General features: G+C 31.6%; 16 protein-coding genes. 7 read left to right on the forward strand and 9 right to left on the reverse strand.

From position 1 onward, the window contains the following. Positions 1–18: 18 nt before the first annotated feature. Positions 19–1,098, reverse strand: coding sequence for a DNA replication/repair protein RecF (gene recF / locus ACYU7A_RS08900; RefSeq protein WP_460575865.1), 1,080 nt, complete (start codon positions 1,096–1,098; stop codon positions 19–21). Between the two features lie 142 nt (positions 1,099–1,240). Between recF and ACYU7A_RS08905 the strand changes: the two genes are divergently transcribed. From ACYU7A_RS08905 to ACYU7A_RS08930, 6 genes are all read left to right on the forward strand, one after another. After that, positions 1,241–2,035, forward strand: coding sequence for a tol-pal system YbgF family protein (locus tag ACYU7A_RS08905; protein ID WP_396145037.1), 795 nt, complete (start codon positions 1,241–1,243; stop codon positions 2,033–2,035). Positions 2,036–2,110: 75 nt separating this feature from the next. Further along, positions 2,111–2,608, forward strand: coding sequence for a 6,7-dimethyl-8-ribityllumazine synthase (gene ribH / locus ACYU7A_RS08910; protein WP_460575868.1), 498 nt, complete (start codon positions 2,111–2,113; stop codon positions 2,606–2,608). 164 nt (positions 2,609–2,772) lie between these two features. Further along, on the forward strand, positions 2,773–4,629 hold the full coding sequence (gene mutL, locus ACYU7A_RS08915; RefSeq protein ID WP_460575870.1) for a DNA mismatch repair endonuclease MutL: 1,857 nt from the start codon (positions 2,773–2,775) through the stop codon (positions 4,627–4,629). Continuing rightward, complete coding sequence (locus tag ACYU7A_RS08920) at positions 4,629–5,375, forward strand: rhomboid family intramembrane serine protease (protein ID WP_460576692.1); 747 nt, start codon at positions 4,629–4,631, stop codon at positions 5,373–5,375. Before mutL ends, ACYU7A_RS08920 begins: the two co-directional genes overlap by 1 nt. Next, positions 5,376–6,242 (forward strand): rhomboid family intramembrane serine protease, encoded by an 867-nt coding sequence (locus ACYU7A_RS08925; protein ID WP_460575872.1) that lies wholly within the window; start codon positions 5,376–5,378, stop codon positions 6,240–6,242. Between the two features lie 101 nt (positions 6,243–6,343). Further along, a complete protein-coding gene (locus ACYU7A_RS08930) occupies positions 6,344–7,390 on the forward strand; it encodes an endonuclease/exonuclease/phosphatase family protein (protein ID WP_298308334.1) in 1,047 nt (348 codons plus the stop codon). Here ACYU7A_RS08930 and ACYU7A_RS08935 read toward each other — a convergent pair whose 3' ends face one another. The 8 genes from ACYU7A_RS08935 to ACYU7A_RS08970 form a co-directional block, all read right to left on the reverse strand. Next, complete coding sequence (locus ACYU7A_RS08935; RefSeq protein WP_460575874.1) at positions 7,391–8,002, reverse strand: WbqC family protein; 612 nt, start codon at positions 8,000–8,002, stop codon at positions 7,391–7,393. Positions 8,003–8,090: 88 nt separating this feature from the next. Next, entirely contained in the window at positions 8,091–9,674 is a 1,584-nt protein-coding gene (lepB, locus tag ACYU7A_RS08940; RefSeq protein WP_460575876.1) for a signal peptidase I, read from the reverse strand. A gap of 83 nt (positions 9,675–9,757) precedes the next feature. Beyond that, complete coding sequence (gene dapB / locus ACYU7A_RS08945) at positions 9,758–10,459, reverse strand: 4-hydroxy-tetrahydrodipicolinate reductase (protein WP_460575878.1); 702 nt, start codon at positions 10,457–10,459, stop codon at positions 9,758–9,760. Between the two features lie 49 nt (positions 10,460–10,508). Further along, positions 10,509–11,066, reverse strand: coding sequence for a DUF5683 domain-containing protein (locus ACYU7A_RS08950; RefSeq protein WP_396145138.1), 558 nt, complete (start codon positions 11,064–11,066; stop codon positions 10,509–10,511). A 2-nt stretch (positions 11,067–11,068) separates the two neighbouring features. Continuing rightward, positions 11,069–11,968 carry a ParB/RepB/Spo0J family partition protein gene (locus tag ACYU7A_RS08955; RefSeq protein ID WP_460575880.1) on the reverse strand — a complete coding sequence of 300 codons (900 nt, stop codon included), beginning with the start codon at positions 11,966–11,968 and terminating at the stop codon, positions 11,069–11,071. A gap of 3 nt (positions 11,969–11,971) precedes the next feature. After that, complete coding sequence (locus ACYU7A_RS08960; RefSeq protein WP_396145058.1) at positions 11,972–12,739, reverse strand: ParA family protein; 768 nt, start codon at positions 12,737–12,739, stop codon at positions 11,972–11,974. Positions 12,740–12,936: 197 nt separating this feature from the next. Next, positions 12,937–13,818, reverse strand: coding sequence for an SDR family oxidoreductase (locus tag ACYU7A_RS08965; protein ID WP_460575882.1), 882 nt, complete (start codon positions 13,816–13,818; stop codon positions 12,937–12,939). Positions 13,819–13,876: 58 nt separating this feature from the next. Then, the gene (locus ACYU7A_RS08970; RefSeq protein ID WP_460575884.1) at positions 13,877–15,004 is read right to left on the reverse strand and encodes a methionine aminotransferase; all 1,128 of its coding nucleotides are present in this window, start codon (positions 15,002–15,004) and stop codon (positions 13,877–13,879) included. A 119-nt stretch (positions 15,005–15,123) separates the two neighbouring features. On the opposite strand from ACYU7A_RS08970, the gene ACYU7A_RS08975 reads away from it, so the two are divergent. Continuing rightward, complete coding sequence (locus ACYU7A_RS08975; RefSeq protein WP_460575886.1) at positions 15,124–18,408, forward strand: VIT domain-containing protein; 3,285 nt, start codon at positions 15,124–15,126, stop codon at positions 18,406–18,408. Positions 18,409–18,426 lie beyond the last annotated feature (18 nt).

The following is an 18,426-nucleotide window of genomic DNA, read 5'->3' on the forward strand; positions in this document are numbered from 1 at the left end:
AGAACAATATAACAAATGTTACAAACTAAATATTTTATAACTCTGATGTGTTGTTTTTACAATACTTTCTGTGCGTTCTGGATGTGTGTCAGAGATGAAAAGTTGTCCAAATTCCTCTTGGTTGACCATTGCTACAATTTTACTCACACGCGTTTCATCCAATTTATCAAAAATATCATCAAATAATAAAATCGGTTTTTCGCCACTTTGTTTTTTTACAAATTCAAATTGAGCAAGTTTAAGAGCAATTAAAAACGATTTTTGTTGCCCTTGAGAACCAAATTTTTTAATTGGAAAACCATCAATTTGAAAAGCTAAATCATCTTTGTGAATTCCAACAGAAGTATATTGCAATGCTCTATCTTTCGACAAGTTTTGTTCTAATAATTGCAATGTTGTTCCTTCAAATAAATGACTTTCATAAACCAATTGCACTTTTTCTTCTGAACCAGAAATAGCTTGATGATGTTTATTAAAAATCGGTAAAAAATCATTGATAAATTGTTTTCTTTTTTCAAAAATTTTCTGACCTAAATCATTCAACTGTTCGTTGTAAATTGATAATGTATCAGTTTCAAATACATGATTTAGTGCGAAATATTTCAGCAAAGCATTACGTTGACTGATAATTTTTTGATATTGAATCAATTCTTGCAAATAGGAGGAATCCAATTGCGAAATAACACTGTCAATGAATTTTCTACGAGTTTCACTTCCTTCAATAATTAAATCGTTGTCTGCTGGTGAAATAATTACTAGCGGAATAAATCCAATATGATCTGAAAATTTCTCGTAAGGTTTTCCGTTTCTTTTCAAAATTTTCTTCTGACCTTTTTTGAAACTACTTACAATTTGTTCGTTTCGTTCTGATTTTTCAAATTCGCCATCAATTACAAAAAACTCTTCATTATGCTTAATATTTTGAACCGCTAACGGATTAAAATAGCTTTTTCCATAAGCCAAATGATAAATTGCATCAAGCACATTGGTCTTTCCAATACCATTTTTTCCAACGAAACAATTGATTTTGGAATCAAATTCGAAGGAAGCTTCCGAAAAATTTTTATAATTGAATAAAGAAATTTTTTTTAAAAACATTTGTAATGGCTTGAAAACACTATAATCAGCGACTTGATAAGTATTTTTTTTTAAGTGGGTGCAAATTATTGAAAATTATCGACAAAATGACTTTCAAATTAGAATAAAAATTTTATTTTTGCGCACACTAAATTAAATTTAAATGGCAACTTATAATAAGAGAGGTTACAAAACACCAAAAGAAAAAGAAGAAAAAGTAGACGCTAATTTTATTGAAGATACTCCAAATGTTGATGCTAAAGATAGTACAACTGCAAAAGCATTTGACGCATTAGATGAAACAGCATCGAAAACAGAAGATTTTGTTGCTAAAAACCAAAAATATATTTTAGGATTTTTAGGAGCTGTTGCTCTTGTAACTATTGGTTATTTACTTTATCAAAAGTTTATTGCTGAGCCAAAGCAAGTTGATGCTACTGAAGATTTATTTGTTGCTCAACAAAATTTTCAATTAGCTACTGATGCTACTGATGCTAAAAAACAAGATTCATTATATACTTTAGTTCTTAAAGGTTCTGAAGGAAAACAAGGAGCTCCTGGAATCGCTGACCAATATTCTGGTACTGATTCTGGAAATATAGCTAACTATTATGCTGGTATTGCTTCTTTGAATCTTAAAAAGTATGATGATGCAATCAAATATCTTGAGAAATTTTCATCTAAAGATGCTTTCTTAGGTGCTATTGCAACTGGAGCTATTGGTGATGCTTACGCTCAAAAGAATGACACACAAAAAGCTTTAGATTTTTACGTGAAAGCTTCTGAACAAAATGTAAATGAATTTACAACTCCAAGATATTTATATAAAGCAGGACAAACGGCTTTAGCTTTAGGTAAAAAATCGGATGCTTTGAAATATTTTACTCAAATCAAAGAAAAATATGAGACTGCACCAGAAGCACAACAAATTGATGCTTTAATTGGAATGGCTCAATAATTAGTATTCAGTATTCAGTGTTCAGTTAGCAGTTTGTTGCTGAACACTGTGAACTGAGCACTGAACACTAATAAAATGGCTACAGCTAATAAAAATTTATCCAATTACGATAAAAACACAATCCCAAACGCGAAGAACTTTCGGTTTGGGATTGTTGTTTCAGAATGGAATGACCACATCACAGAAGGACTTTATAAAGGAACTTTGGATGCTCTTTTGGATTGTGGTGCTGTTCAAGAAAATATCATTCGTTGGAATGTGCCAGGAAGTTTTGAACTTGTTTATGGTGCGCAAAGAATGATTGTAACACAAGAAGTTGATGTTGTAATTACGATTGGTTGTGTAATCAAAGGTGAAACAATGCATTTCGAATTTGTTTGCGAAGGTGTGACTCAAGGAATAAAAGATTTGAATGTTCAAACTGATGTTCCAGTGATATTTTGTTTGCTTACTGATAATAACGAGCAACAATCTATCGATAGAAGTGGAGGAGTTCATGGTAATAAAGGAACAGAAGCAGCAATTGCGGCAATTAAAATGGCTGATTTAAGAAGAAATTCTGAAAATAAGTAATTCTAACTCAAGTTATAAAACATAAAATTTAAACCTGCTTTTTCAAAGAGTAGGTTTTTTCTTTTTTAGTAAGTTGTTAACTATAATAAACAATAGATTTTCCTTAAATTTGCTAACTTTGGTTTTTAACCATGAACAATAAACACCAAACCATAAACAAATAAATGTCTAGCATAATTCAATTACTTCCCGATCATGTTGCCAACCAAATTGCCGCTGGTGAAGTGGTGCAACGTCCTGCTTCTGTAGTAAAAGAATTATTAGAAAATGCTGTTGATGCTGGAGCAACGGATATAAAATTAATTATAAAAGATGCTGGAAAATCGTTAGTTCAAGTTATTGATAACGGAAAAGGAATGAGTGTTACCGATTCAAGATTGTGTTTTGAACGTCACGCAACTTCCAAAATTCGTCAAGCGGAAGATTTATTTTCGCTTCATACCAAAGGTTTTCGCGGTGAAGCTTTAGCATCGATTGCTGCTATTGCTCATGTGGAAATGAAAACCAAACAAGAACAAGACGAACTAGGAACTCATATAATTATTGAAGGGAGCAAATTTATTTCGCAAGATCCATCAGTTTTGCCAAAAGGAACTTCGTTTGCCGTGAAGAATTTGTTTTTTAATATTCCGGCACGACGTAATTTTCTTAAATCTGAAACAGTTGAATTTCGTCATATTGTTGATGAATTTCAACGTGTAGCGTTAGCACATCCAAACATTTATTTCACAATGTATCACAATGGAAGTGAAATGTTTAATCTTCCAAATTCTAATTATCGTCAGCGAATTGTGAATGTTTTTTCGGGTAAAACCAATGAAAAATTGGTTCCAATTCAAGAAGAAACTGAAATTGTAACTATTGAAGGATTTGTTGGAAAACCTGAATTTGCTAAGAAAAATCGAGGCGAGCAATTCTTTTTTGTCAACGATAGATTCATAAAAAGTGGTTATTTGCATCATGCTGTGATGGCTGCTTACGAAGGTTTGTTGCCTAATGGTTCGCAACCTACTTATTTTATTTACTTAAATGTTCCGCCTAATACTATTGATATCAATATTCATCCAACAAAAACTGAAATTAAGTTTGATGATGAACATGCTTTGTATGCGATTTTGCGTTCCACAATCAAGCACAGTTTAGGACAATTTAATGTAGCGCCTGTTTTAGATTTTGATAGAGATCCAAATTTAGATACGCCATATCAATATCAAAATAAAACTGCAGAATATCCAACAGTTCAGGTGGATAGTACTTTTAATCCATTTGCAGACGAAAAGCCAAGCAAACAATTTTCAGGAGGTTCTAATTCTTATAAAAAGCAGGAAGTTGCAGGTTCTAATTGGGAAAGTTTATATGTTGGTTTAAAAAATGATACTTCAGAAGTAGAAACTTTTTCATTTGAAAGTGAAGAAGTGACGGCATCATTATTTGATGAAAAAGAAGAAGAACAAACCATAAATAGAACGTATCAAATTCATAAAAAATACATTGTTAGTCCAATAAAGTCTGGAATGGTTATTATGGATCAAGGTCGTGCGCATCAACGTATTTTGTATGAACAATTTCTTACGAATATGACTGTTCATCAAGCTTCAAGTCAACAGTTGTTGTTTCCTTTGCAGATGTATTTTTCAAATAATGAACTGAAATTGATAGCCGAATTGCAACCTTCTTTAGAGAATACAGGATTTGTTTTTGAAGCTTTTGATACAGACTCTATTCATATTTCTGGAATTCCTGTGAATACTACGGAAAGTGAAATTTCAATGGTTTTAGAGCAATTACTTTCCGATTTGCAAGACGGAATTCCTGATAGTAGTTTTAGTCAAAATGATACTATTGCTAAGTCTATGGCCAAAAGTTTGGCTGTAAAAACAGGAACTTATTTAACAGAAAAAGAACAGGAAAACTTGGTTAACAATCTTTTTGCGTGCAAAGAACCGAATGTTTCGCCATTTCAAAAACCAACTTTCATCACGATGCGTGTGGAAGATATTGATAAACGATTTGCCTTATGATGAATATCACACCTGTTGTAAAACAACTTTTGATAATTAATATTATCTTTTTTATTGGAAGTCAAATAGTTCCACTTGCAGAAAGTTATTTTGCATTGTACTATTTTGAAAATCCCATGTTCAAGTTCTGGCAACCATTAACACACATGTTTATGCATGGAGGGATTGCACATATTTTCTTTAATATGTTTGCATTGTATTCCTTTGGAAGTGCTTTAGAGCATTTTTGGGGTGGAAATAAGTTCTTGTTTTTTTATATTTCATGTGGACTTGGAGCGGCTTTATTGCATAGTTTTATTAATTATTTAGAGTTTAGAAATGAACTTTCGTGTTTACTAGATTCTGGTTTTAAAAAAGAGGATGTACTTAGTTTACTAAATCAAAATATGTTTGACAGAAGATGGTTAGATATAATTGGACAAGATGGAGTTGATGTATTAAGTATTTCTTACCATACTCCAGCCGTTGGAGCTTCAGGAGCTGTTTACGGCCTTTTAGTTGCTTTTGCTTTTATGTTTCCAAATGCTGAATTAGCATTGATGTTTATTCCAATTCCAATAAAAGCCAAATATTTTGTACCTGGGATTTTAGCAATTGATTTATTTTTAGGTTTCAAAGGAAGTTCAATTTTTGGAGCAGGAAGTACAGGAATTGCCCATTTTGCTCACATTGGTGGTGCATTAACAGGTTTTATAATGATGTGGTATTGGAAGAAAAATCAGTTTAATCATAAACGTTGGGACTAAATGAGTAGGATTTTTGATGATATAAAATTGCAATACAAAATTGGCGACATCACTAATAAAGTAATTTATTGGAATGTTGGTGTTTTTCTATTGTCGTTAGTGCTTTTTTTTAAGTTTAAGGAATATCAATTTGATTATCCTTCATGGTTAGCTTTATCATCAAATCCAAATGATTTTTTGATATTTCCTTGGACATTTTTGACTTATGCTTTTCTTCATTCTGGATTTTGGCATTTGTTTTTTAATATGGTAATGCTCAATTTCTCAGGAAGATTGTTTTTGACGTTTTTTACACAAAAGCAGTTTTTAGGATTGTACATTTTGAGTTCCATTTTTGCAGGTTTGGTTTTTGCTGTTTCTTATTATTTGCTCGGAATTAATGCGCCAATTGTTGGAGCTTCTGCAGCAGTTTTATCTATATTAGTTGCTGCAACTGCCTATCAACCATTAATGAATGTTAGATTGTTGTTGATAGGAAATGTAAAGCTATGGCACATAACTGCAGTAATTCTTATTTTAGATATTATGCAGATTTTAATAGAAAATACTGGTGGACACATCGCACACATTGCTGGTGCTTTTTTTGGAGTTATTTATATCAAGTTACTTCAAAGCGGAACGGATTTAAGTAGAATTGTAACCATAGTAATTGATTTTTTTGTTAATTTGTTTCAACCAAAGAAATCGACACCATTCAAAAAAGTTCATGTTAATACAAAAAAATCTAATACTACAACTAAAAGTAAGATAGTAGTAAAAGATAAAACACAACAACAAATTGATGAAATTTTAGATAAAATAAGTCAATCCGGTTATGATAGTTTAACAACAGAAGAAAAGGAGTTTTTGTTTAAAGCTGGTAAATAGTGTTCAGTGTTCAGTGTTCAGTGTTCAGTTTGCAGTTTGCAGAAAATAGATAGCAGTTTTCAGTTTGCAAATAATAAAATTAACTTTCTGGTAAAACAAATATGAAGAAGCTTTCATGGTTTAATAAAGTAATGTATTTTTTCAATATAGTGTTGACTGTATTGACTTTTCTTGCTTATGTTTTGCCGTTTCTTGCGCCAAAGTTTTTTCCGTTTTTATCAGTTTTGACACTCATATTGCCTTTATTTTTAATACTAAACGGATTATTCTTTATTTATTGGTTGTTTCAAATCAAAAGACAAATGATGCTTTCTGGCATTGTATTAATTCTTGGAATTACTTTCGTAAATAAGTTTTACAAGTTTTCTTCTAATGAAAAAACTTTTGAAGAAAAGGATTTTGTGGTTATGAGTTATAATGTTCGACTATTCAATCTTTTTCAATGGTTACCTAAGGAAAATGTAGGCGATGAGATTAAACAATTTATTAATGATCAAAATCCTGATATTCTTTGTATTCAAGAATATTCAGAAACTGCTAATGTAGATTTACGTGTGTACAAGCATAAGTTTATTTTTATGCAAGGCAATAAAATTAGAACAGGTCAAGCTATTTTTTCAAAATATCCTATTATTGATAAAGGAAATATTGAATTTCCAGAATCTAATAACCTAATCGTTTACGCCGATATTAGAAAAGGAAAAGACACAATAAGAGTTTATAATATGCATTTGCAATCCATTAAAATATCGCCAGATGTTAACGAAATGCAAGATAATGTTGATTCTATAAACCAACACAAATCGGAATTAGTTGTAAAAAGAATTAGTAAAGCTTTTACAAAACAGCAATTGCAAGCAGAGATTTTAGTAAAACACAAAAAAGAGTGTTCGTATCCAATGATTATTTGTGGCGATATGAATAATAGTGCCTTTTCGTATGTTTATAGAAGTATTAAAGGAAACCTGAACGATTGTTTTGAAGAGGTGGGAAATGGTTTTGGTCAAACCTATAACTTCAAATATTATCCTGCACGAATTGATTATATTTTTGCTGACAAATCAATTCAAGTTAAGAGCTTTCAAAGCTTTCCAAACTTCAAAAATTCAGATCATTATCCAATCATTGCTAGGTTAATGATTGAGTGATTATAATGATTGATTTTTTAAATAATCTAAAGCATAACGACCTTCATTAAAAAGCAAATCGAGAATACTCAAATTGTTTTTAAAACCATGTTTATCATCAAATACTTGTGTGTATGGAGTAATGATGGTTGTGTCTTTTTTTCCGTTAGCTAAATCTCTAAAGTCTCTGAAGTTTGGAACTTCTTGAAAATATTCTGAAGTTTCTTTATATTCAAATGGCATTCGTAAACATTTTGAAACCAAAGTCATGGTATCAAAATTTAAATCTTTCAAAAAAGCATATTTTTTTTCAAAAATGGGTACTATTTCATCTTCAAAATATTCAAAGAAAGGCGAACTTCTGTAGCCAGCTTCTAGCGATTTAAAATGTTGTTTTTGCCAATCAAAGTCGTTTTCAATTCTTACATCTTTTGTCTTTTGATGACGTTCTTTACTATGTTTGATAGGAACATTCAACATTTGCAAGCCATTCGGACTGTATATGTACATTCTATTACGATTGGTTTGTTTTTGGAAATTGTCTTCCATTTCAAAAGTAATCGAATCTGCTTGCGCCATTGCAATAAACTGACTTATTGATGGGAAATAAGTAGGATATAAAATTATATTCATTTTTAAGGTTTATGAGTTTAAATGTTTATGAGTTTAAAAGTAAGGCTCATAAACTTCTAAACATTTAAACGTTTAAACTATTTTCAAACTATTCAGATTTTTTTGCTTTTCTCTTAGTCCAGAAGTATTCACCGACGAAATAGGCAGCTAATAAAAATAAGAAATATTTAAAATAAGATTGAGGTTGTCCTTCACCACTTACCGTTGTAAACAATCTTTCCCAACGAATTTTATTCATAATTCCTTGACCATTAGAATCCCAACTCATCCAAATAAAGATTGGTTTTCCTACTATATGATCTTCTGGAGTATAACCAAAATAACGCGCATCTAAAGAATTATGACGATTGTCTCCCATCATCCAATAGTAGTTTTGTTTGAAAGTATAAGTAGTTGCTATTTTGTCATTAATATAAATATCATTGCCAACAACTTTCAATTTATTTCCTTCATATTCTTTGATAATAATCTTGTAGAATGGAAGAGATTCTAAATTTAATGCAACCGTTTTACCAGCTTGTGGAATGTAAATAGGACCATAATTATCGCCACTCCAAGCAATTTTGTTCTCATCTGCACCGTCGTGATGTTTGCATGGGAAAATTCCATTTTCACGACCTTTTCTGATATTTCTTTTTATAGAAGTAATTCCAGAAACTGTTTTTAGTTTTTCTGCATTTTCAAATGTAAGCGCACGAATAGTTAATGAATCTCTGTCTGCAGTTTCAAATCCATATCCATCTGTAATATTTAAATCTTTGAAAACAGCGTCAAAATCTGTTGTAGATTTTGGATCTAAAGTTACTTTATAAGAATATTGAGGTTTTGCTCTATCTGGTAAAATCAATTCTTTTCCATTAATAAAAACAATTCCGTCTTTGATTTGTAGGCTATCACCTGGAATTCCGACGCAACGTTTTACATAATTTGTCTTTTTATCGATGGGTTTGTCATATCTTTTATCAGCTGGAAGATACATATGGAATAAGGTGTCTCTTGGCCAATTGAAAACTACAATATCATTGTTTTTTATCTTTTCAAAACCTGGAAATCTAAAATAAGGTAATTGCGGAAAAGTAGAATATGATTTTGTTTTAATAAATGGTAAGGTGTCATGAACCATTGGCGCTGCAATAGTTGTCATAGGAGTTCTTGCACCATAATTTTGCTTACTTACAAATAGAAAATCACCAATTAGTAAAGATTTTTCTAAAGAGGATGATGGGATTACAAAAGGCTGAATAAAATAAGTATGAACGAAAGTTGCAACAATGATTGCAAAAAGCAAAGAGCCTATAGTATCACCAGTTTTGGTTGCTGGAGTTAAACTTCTATCTTTTATATATTCAACATTCTGAGTGTAATTGATGTAGTAGATGTAAAACCCACAAGTAATCACACCAAGAAAAGTATCAGTTGAAGAATTTTTACCAAAACTTCTCAAGGTTTCTACCCAAACAATAGGAAACATCATTAGATTGATTACCGGAAGAAATAATAAAAATGTCCACCAACTAGGTCGATTTATGATTTTCATCAAAACTATCGAATTGTAAACTGGAATAAATGCTTCCCAAGATTTTCTTCCTGCTTTTTCATATAATTTCCATGTTCCCAATCCGTGGATTAGTTGAACAATTAGGAAAAACACAAACCATTGATATGCTGTCATTTTATATTTGTTTAAAAGTTTATGAGTTTAAAAGTTTAAGAGCAAAATATCTTAATTCATTTAATCTTCTATATCTATTTTCTTTATTCTAATTCTAAAACGTCTTTCATTGTGAAAACACCTTTTTTTCCTACTAACCATTCTGCAGCTATTACAGAACCTAAAGCAAACCCATCGCGATTATGTGCTGTATGTTTGATTTCTATAGTATCTACTTCTGATGTGTAAAAAATACTATGTGTTCCTGGAACATTTTCTATTCTTTTAGCATCAATTTGAATTTCGTTTTCATTTGGATTTTCTAAAGTCCAATTGCTATAATTTGAATTTTCTATAACTCCTTTTGCTAATGAAATAGCAGTTCCACTTGGAGCATCTAGTTTTTGAGTATGGTGAATTTCTTCCATCGTGACTTTATATTGATTGAATTTTGACATCATTTTTGCCAAATAATTATTCAATTCAAAAAATAAATTTACTCCTAAACTAAAATTAGAACCATAAATAAAGGCGCCATTTTTTTCTTCACAAAGTGTTACCATTTTGTTGTAGTCCTCCAACCAACCTGTAGTTCCTGAAATTACTGGAATTCCGTTATTCAAACACTCAGAAATATTTGTGACAGCAGAACTTGGTACACTAAAATCTATGGCAACATCAGCATTATCTAGTCCATCAAAAGAAGAAGCACTTGATTTTCTTAGTACGATTTCATGACCTCTTTCTAAAGCAATTCGTTCAATTACTTTACCCATTTTTCCGTATCCAAGAAGTGCTATTTTCATGATGAGTTAGTTAGCTTGTGATGTTGTTTGTTACAGTTTTAAGAAAACTTTATAATTTTAAAGTTACAGAAATACCAAGATTTTGTCTTGAAGTGAAGTCATTTCTGTAAATATCTGGTTTTACAGTAAGTTTTTCATTTACGTTGAATTGCATTAGGTGAGCATCAACGTTAGCATCGACAATATTTAAAATGTAAAACAATCCAGTGATAAGCATCGATAAATCTCGATTTCTTTGATAGAATTTTTGTGCAGCAATAAGTCGTGAATCATCTAAGTAAGAAAATTCATCTCCAGTATAACCTTCTAATCGACTTTTGTAAGCATCTCTATATTGGTGGTATTTTTTATTATTACTAATATAGAAATAAATACTAGTTCCCATAGCTCCATAAACAATAGGAATTTTCCAATATTTTTTATTGTAGGCTTGTCCTAAACCGGGAAGAACAGCTGAATAAAAAGCTGCTTTTGCAGGTGCAAGCGGATTGATTTGTGATTTGCTAATAGTATCTAAAGCCACTAAATCTTTACCCAATTCAGTTTGGCTAAATGACAAATTACTTCCCAAAAGAAGTAAGAATAATGATATGTAAATCGACTTAATCACTAACCGTTGATTAATTTTACAATTCTATTAAAATCCTCTTCTGAATGAAATGGAATTGCAATTTTACCTTTTCCTTTTCCGTCAACTTTTACATCAACTTTTGCTCCAAAGAAATTAGTAAAGGCTTTCTTTTGGTCGTCTGCAATAGAAAATGAACTTGCTTTTTTTGCTTTCGCAGTAATAGGTTTTAATCCGTCTTGATGTTTTTTTACCAAAGCTTCTGTATCACGAACAGAAAGGTTTTGGCTTACAATTTTTTGATAAATATCAGTTTGAACATCTTGGTCATCTATATTAATCATTGCACGACCATGTCCCATACTAATAAAACCATCACGAATTCCTGTTTGAATAATCGGGTCTAATTTTAAAAGACGAAGATAATTTGTGATTGTAGAGCGTTTTTTTCCAACTCGTTCACTCATTTGTTCTTGAGTTAGTTGAATTTCTTCAATCAAACGTTGGTAAGATAAAGCAATCTCGATTGGATCTAAATCGTGACGTTGAATGTTTTCAACCAATGCCATTACTAATGATTCGTTATCATTAGCAATTCTAATGTAGGCAGGAATTGTTGTCATTCCAACTAATTTGGAAGCGCGTAAACGGCGTTCACCAGAAATTAATTGGTATTTATTGAAATCTAATTTTCTTACAGTAATGGGCTGAATAACACCAAGTTCCTTGATTGATGAAGCTAATTCTTTTAATGCTTCTTCATTAAAATTAGATCTAGGTTGAAACGGATTTATTTCAATAGAATCAATTTCAATTTCGAGAATATTACCAACAACTTTGTCAGCATTTTTATCATCAATTGATTTAATATCGTTATCAGGATCTTTTAACAAAGCAGACAATCCTCTTCCTAAAGCTTGTTTTTTTAGTGCCTTCGCCATAAATTAGTTACTGTTTTTTTTAATAATTTCTTCTGCCAAACTCAAGTAATTCATCGCTCCTTTGCTAGTTGCATCAAAAGCAATGATACTTTCTCCAAAACTTGGTGCCTCGCTTAATTTTACATTTCTTTGAATTATAGTTTTGAAAACCATATCGTTAAAATGTTTTTGAACTTCTTCTACTACTTGATTTGAAAGGCGTAAACGCGAATCATACATTGTTAAAAGTAATCCCTCAATATCTAAGTTTGGATTATGAATTTTTTGAACGCTTTTTATTGTATTCAATAATTTTCCTAAACCTTCCAACGCAAAATATTCACATTGAATAGGAATTACTACAGAATCGGCTGCTGTTAAAGCATTTAATGTTAGTAATCCTAGTGATGGTGCACAATCAATTAAAATATAATCGTATTTATCTTTAATGCTTTCTAAAGCCTGTTTAAGCATATACTCACGATTTTCTTTGTCTACCAATTCAATTTCAATGGCTACAAGGTCAATGTGCGCAGGAATTATATCAACATTTGGAGAAGTAGATTTTACAATTGCTTCTTCAGGAATATTACTTTGTTCAATAATTTGATACGTTCCAATTTCTACACTTTCTACATCAATGCCTAAACCCGAACTCGCATTGGCTTGCGGATCGGCGTCGATTAATAAAACTTTCTTTTCTAAAACTCCTAGTGATGCAGCTAAATTAACCGAAGTAGTCGTTTTTCCTACACCACCTTTTTGGTTGGCGATTGCAATGATTTTACCCATTTATTTGATTCAAATTTTGAGTGGTAAAAATACAATTTTTTATGGTTTATAAAAGTGTTATTTGTTAACAATCTTGTAAAATTTAGTTTTCAGTGTTCAGTACTAAATTGTTAGACAATAATTCTTTTTCAAATAAAAAAGTCAGATAGAAAATTCTAACTGACTTTTTTAAATGGTATTGTAAAGTTCACTAAAAACTATTTACTTCCTTTGTTTTTAATCATTGCTTCAAGCATATCCCACATTTCTTGAGGAATTTTTTCTAAAATATTGAATTGTCCAGCGCCTTGCAACCATTCTCCACCATCAATAGTAACAACCTCTCCATTGATATAGGCAGAAAAATCGGAAACTAAATAAGCCGCAAGGTTTGCTAATTCTTGGTGATCACCAACTCTTCTTAATGGCACTTTTTTAGCCATGTCAAATTTTTCTGCTAAGTCACCTGGCAATAGTCTGTCCCAAGCACCTTTAGTTGGAAATGGACCAGGTGCAATAGCATTCATACGAATACCATATTTTGCCCATTCTACGGCTAAACTTCTTGTCATAGCTAAAACTCCTGCTTTTGCTGTAGCACTTGGAACCACATAACCAGAACCTGTCCAAGCATAAGTTGTTACAATATTTAAAACATTGCAATTGGTTTGTTTCGTTTCAATCCAATGTTTTCCAAAAGCTAAAGTGCAGTTTTTCGAACCTTTCAAAACAATATCAATAATAGTATCAAATGCATTTGCAGATAATCTTTCAGTAGGAGAGATGAAGTTTCCAGCTGCATTGTTTAGAAGAACATCCACTTTTCCAAAAGTTTTTAAAACTTCTGCTAGCATAGCTTCTACTTGTTCATAATGTCTTACATCACATTGAATAGGTAAGCATTTACCACCAGTTTCTTTTTCTAATTCTGATGCTGTAGTTTTTAATTTTTCCAAATCTCTTGAAGAAATTGCAACATTAGCACCTAATTCTAGAAAATATTTTGTCATTGCTTTTCCCAAGCCACTTCCGCCACCTGTTACTACAATTGTTTTACCTTTTAGTGCATCGTCACGAAGCATTTTTGCTGAAAAATCCATAGTTTAGTTTGTTTTAGAAGTGTAAATATAGAAAATAATTTATTATGCACGCATAATATTATAATTTTAACAATCGATTCGTTGCTTCTATCAAAGTGTTATCTTCTTTGGCAAAACAAAAGCGAATGCATTGTGTTTGTTTTCCATCAGCATAAAATGGAGAAAGAGGAATGGTAGCCACTCCAAATTCTGTAACCAGGCGCTTAGTAAAATCTAAATCAGTTTCATCAGAAATAGCAGCATAAGAAGCTATCTGAAAATAAGAACCCTCACATGGAAGTAGTTCAAATTTAGAATTTTGCATTAAGTTTCTAAATAAATCTCGCTTTTGTTGGTAAAAATTTCCAAGTTCAGAAACTTGCACCAAATCCATATAATCATTTATGGCATATTGAGCAATACTATTGACACTGAACACTAAAAATTGATGTACTTTTTTAATTTCAATCATTAAATCTTCAGGAGCAATTAAATATCCAATTTTCCAACCTGTGATGTGAAATGATTTACCAAATGAGGAAACGCTAATACTTCTATCTCTCAGTTTTTCTCTATGATGTATCGAAATATGTTTGTTTTCAAAGGTGATGTATTCATAAACTTCATCGGAAAGAACTAAAACTTTTGGATACAATTCTAATAATTTTTCGAGTTGTACAAAGTCATTTTCGCTCCAAGTTTTTCCAGTAGGATTATGTGGATTATTAATGATAATCATTTTGGTTTTACTGTTCATAGTAGCTCCAATAAGTTCCCAATTTGGAGAGAAATCGGTATTCAGATTGATGCGTTTTGGAATAGCATTACATAGTAAAATAGGCGTTTCATAGCAATCATAACTAGGATCCAAAATGATAACTTCTTCATTTGGTTCAACTAATGCTTGTATGGTTGCAAATATACCTTCTGTAGCGCCTGCAGTAATCAAAATATCAGTTCTCGGATTCACTTTTCTACCATAAGAATTTTGGGTAAGTGTCGCGATTTTCTCAAGTAGTGGAGGAAAACCAGCCATCGGCAAATATTGATGAATTTCTTTTTTTGACCATTGAGCGACCAAGTTTTTTAAACGTTCATCGACAGGAAAATTCGGAAAGCCTTGCGATAAATTTATGGCTTTATAATCTGCTGCCATTTGCGACATTATGCTGAAAATACTAGTGGTAATATGAGGTAGTTTGGTCATACTGAACAATTATTTTATGCATAAAAGTAAATAAATATATTTTCTATCCCAACCTTTTTATAAAATAACTACTCTATAACATTGTAACACGTTTTGAAAGAAAATAAATAAATATCTACATGAAAAATCTAATTCTAATCTCGCTTTTCTTTTTTGGAAGTTGGGTTCAAGCTCAAAATCCACAGTTAAATGTTAAAGGTAAAGATTCGTCGTTGGTGCGATTGAGTCAGTTAAAAGTAAATGTAAAAGTCGTTGGAAATATTGCCTATACTACTACAGAGATGCACTTTTTTAATGGAACCAATCGTCAGATGGAAGCAGAGCTGTTGTTTCCTTTGCCAGAAGGCGTATCAGTTTCGCGATATGCAATTGATATTAACGGTAAAATGCGTGAAGCTGTTCCAGTGAATAAGAATAAAGGAAAGCAAGTTTTTGAAGCCATAGAACACCGTCGTGTAGATCCAGGATTGTTGGAAAAAGTAGAAGGAAATAATTTTCGTACACGCATTTATCCTTTACCACCAAATGGAAAACGAATTGTGATTATTGGCTATGAACAAGAATTAAGTAGTATAGATGCAACCCATTTAGGATATCAAATGTTGAGTAGTTATCCTTATGCATTAGATGTTTTCGAATTGACTGTAGCAGTTTTAGGAGCATCAGCTACTCCAACGGTTACGAATGATGAAGGTGTTTTAGCTTTAGAAAATTTGAATCAAAGTTATCAAACTTCGTTGACCAAAAATAACTACAAACCTAAAGACAAGCTCTTGATTTCTATTCCAATTCGTCAAGACATTCCTAGTGTTGTCGTTCAATCTGTTGATGGACAGCATTATTTTTATGCAAATACGGTTTTAGATGGTGCCAACATAAAAAAGAAAAACCCAAACTCAATCGGATTAATTTGGGACGTATCTTTAAGTTGTAGAAAACGCGATTTAATAAAAGAATTAGCCTTATTAGATGCTTATTTTAAAGGATTGAATACAGTAGAAGTTACTCTTTATTTTTCAGGATATACTTTTGATAAAAAAGCGACTTACCAAATTAAAAATGGTGATTGGAACGAATTGAATGCAGCTTTAAAGCAAGTAAAATACGATGGAGGAACACGTTTTTCTAAAATAAAATTGCCGGTTCACGATGAGTATTTGTACTTCACTGATGGATTATCTTCATTGAGTTCTAATGTTTTGCCAGCAATTAAAAAACCAGTATATACCATTACTTCATTGCCTTCTTCTGATTATCCTTTTTTGAATTATAATGCTATAAAAACTGGTGGTAGTTTTATCAATTTGAATCAATTAAAAGTTGAAGATGCTTTAGATAAATTGGTTTTTCAAAGTTTGAAATTTTTGGGTGTAAAAGAAAATTACATGGTAACCGACTTATATCCTATGGTCGGAACACCAGTTTCAGGAAGTTTTAGCGTAGCCGGAATTTCATTGAAAGAACAAAATCAAGTTGTTTTATTGTTTGGTTATGGAGACACTCCGACTTTAGAAAAAACTATAGTTATCAATGCTTCAACTCAAGCTTCAACAGATGTTAGTATAGAAAAATTATGGGCTCAGAAGAAAATTGCCAACTTAGAAATCCAATACAAACAGAATGCAGAAGAGATTGAAACTTTAGGCAAAAAATACGGAATTGTAACCAACAATACTTCGCTTATTGTTTTAGAAAATTTATTCGATTATATCCAATATGATATTGTTCCACCTGCTGAATTGCGTCCTGAATTTGATAGAATGATGAAACAGCAAATCGCCAATGCAGAGGCAAAAAAATACAATAATTGGCAAAATGTTGCTCAATATTACGAAGCATTAAAATTGTGGTGGGATAATAATACCAAGTATTCTAAACCTAAACCAGTGAAAATACCTAAGCCAAAACCAGTTGTGGTAACTCCTCCAAGAAATGTCAGTTTTACTGGAATAAATCCAAGTTTTGTTAGAGGTTTGGTTTACGATAACCAAGGTCCATTGCCTGGTGCAGTTGTTATGGTGAGAGGCACAACAAGAGGCGTAAGTACAGATATTGACGGAAAATATTCTATTGATGCTAAAGTTGGTGATGTGCTTGTTTATCAGTTTGTTGGCATGCAAAGTATGACTATAACTGTTGGGAATACTAAACGAATTGATGTGACATTGAGAGAATCTAATGTTCAACTAGATGAAGTTGTTGTGCAAGCAGTGGGTGTAAGGAGAGATTCAAGAGAAGAAGATGAAGAAGATATAAAAAGTGAGGATTCAGGTTCAGGAATTGCAAGAAAAAGAGCAGATATTACTTTATCTCAACAAGCTGTAACTGTCAAAGAATTAACACAAGCTGTCCCTACTAATGTAGTAAATCCTTTAGCAGATAAAGTATCTGGTTTGCAAGTCGAAACCAATGTTGCTATTAGAGGAAATGCATCTTGGGCAACGAATTCTGTATCAAATGGAACGTATCAAAATGGTTTTGTAAACAATGATAGAACTAAAATAAGTAAATGGAATCCAGATAGAATTTATCTTAAAGCTTTGGCTAATGCTCCAGCAGATAAAAAATATGGTTTGTATTTGGAATTGCGTGAAGGTCAAGAAACCAATCCGAGTTTTTATTTTGATGTAGCTAATCATTTTTATGATTCTGGAGATAAAACAACAGCATTATTAATTGTTAGTTCCATTGCCGATTTAGGATTAGAAAATCATCAATTGTATAAATCCTTGACTTATGTTTTGCGTCAATGGGAAGCTTATGACGATGCATTGCATACGGCTAAACAAGTTGCAGTATGGAGAGAACAAGAACCACAAGCACATCGTGATTTGGCTTTGACTCTAGAAGATAACGGACAGTTTCAAGCGGCTTTTGATGAATTGATAAAAGGATTGGAAGTCAATTATTATGGTGAAATGAGCGGACAATATGCAGGTGTTGAAGATATTATTTTAATGGATTTAAACCGCATGATGCAAGAACACAAAAGCATTAAAACAGATAAATTAGAAAAAAAATATCTAGATAAAATGCCAATAGAAATTAGAATAATTTTAAACTGGAATCAAATGGATACTGATATCGATTTGCATATTATTGAACCAACAGGTGAAGAATGTTATTATGGTCACAGAGATACACAAGCAGGTGCAAGATTTTCTAAAGATTTTACCCAAGGTTATGGACCAGAGCAATATTTATTGCGTAATGCTGTAAAAGGAAAATACATTATTAAAACCAATTATTTTGGTGAAAGTGCATTAACAGAAAATGGACCAGCGACTGTAATGGTTGAGGTTTACACTAGAAAAGGAAATGGTAGCATAGAAAGAAAATTGCAAACAATCCAATTAGGAAAAGTAAAAGAAAACCAAAATTTAGCAGAAATTACAATAGATTAGTTAATTAGTTGAGGTTAA

This window comes from Flavobacterium koreense (assembly GCF_054776075.1).

What these genes read in the sequence shown, in the direction of transcription:
- ACYU7A_RS08920 (WP_460576692.1), top strand. Translation starts at nt 4,629, where the DNA reads ATGAATATCACACCTGTTGTAAAACAACTTTTGATAATTAATATTATC.
- ACYU7A_RS08930 (WP_298308334.1), top strand. Translation starts at nt 6,344, where the DNA reads ATGAAGAAGCTTTCATGGTTTAATAAAGTAATGTATTTTTTCAATATA.
- ACYU7A_RS08975 (WP_460575886.1), top strand. Translation starts at nt 15,124, where the DNA reads ATGAAAAATCTAATTCTAATCTCGCTTTTCTTTTTTGGAAGTTGGGTT.
- ACYU7A_RS08965 (WP_460575882.1), bottom strand. Translation starts at nt 13,818, where the DNA reads ATGGATTTTTCAGCAAAAATGCTTCGTGACGATGCACTAAAAGGTAAA.
- recF (WP_460575865.1), bottom strand. Translation starts at nt 1,098, where the DNA reads ATGTTTTTAAAAAAAATTTCTTTATTCAATTATAAAAATTTTTCGGAA.
- lepB (WP_460575876.1), bottom strand. Translation starts at nt 9,674, where the DNA reads ATGACAGCATATCAATGGTTTGTGTTTTTCCTAATTGTTCAACTAATC.
- ACYU7A_RS08955 (WP_460575880.1), bottom strand. Translation starts at nt 11,968, where the DNA reads ATGGCGAAGGCACTAAAAAAACAAGCTTTAGGAAGAGGATTGTCTGCT.
- dapB (WP_460575878.1), bottom strand. Translation starts at nt 10,459, where the DNA reads ATGAAAATAGCACTTCTTGGATACGGAAAAATGGGTAAAGTAATTGAA.
- ACYU7A_RS08960 (WP_396145058.1), bottom strand. Translation starts at nt 12,739, where the DNA reads ATGGGTAAAATCATTGCAATCGCCAACCAAAAAGGTGGTGTAGGAAAA.
- ACYU7A_RS08935 (WP_460575874.1), bottom strand. Translation starts at nt 8,002, where the DNA reads ATGAATATAATTTTATATCCTACTTATTTCCCATCAATAAGTCAGTTT.
- ribH (WP_460575868.1), top strand. Translation starts at nt 2,111, where the DNA reads ATGGCTACAGCTAATAAAAATTTATCCAATTACGATAAAAACACAATC.
- ACYU7A_RS08925 (WP_460575872.1), top strand. Translation starts at nt 5,376, where the DNA reads ATGAGTAGGATTTTTGATGATATAAAATTGCAATACAAAATTGGCGAC.
- ACYU7A_RS08970 (WP_460575884.1), bottom strand. Translation starts at nt 15,004, where the DNA reads ATGACCAAACTACCTCATATTACCACTAGTATTTTCAGCATAATGTCG.
- mutL (WP_460575870.1), top strand. Translation starts at nt 2,773, where the DNA reads ATGTCTAGCATAATTCAATTACTTCCCGATCATGTTGCCAACCAAATT.
- ACYU7A_RS08905 (WP_396145037.1), top strand. Translation starts at nt 1,241, where the DNA reads ATGGCAACTTATAATAAGAGAGGTTACAAAACACCAAAAGAAAAAGAA.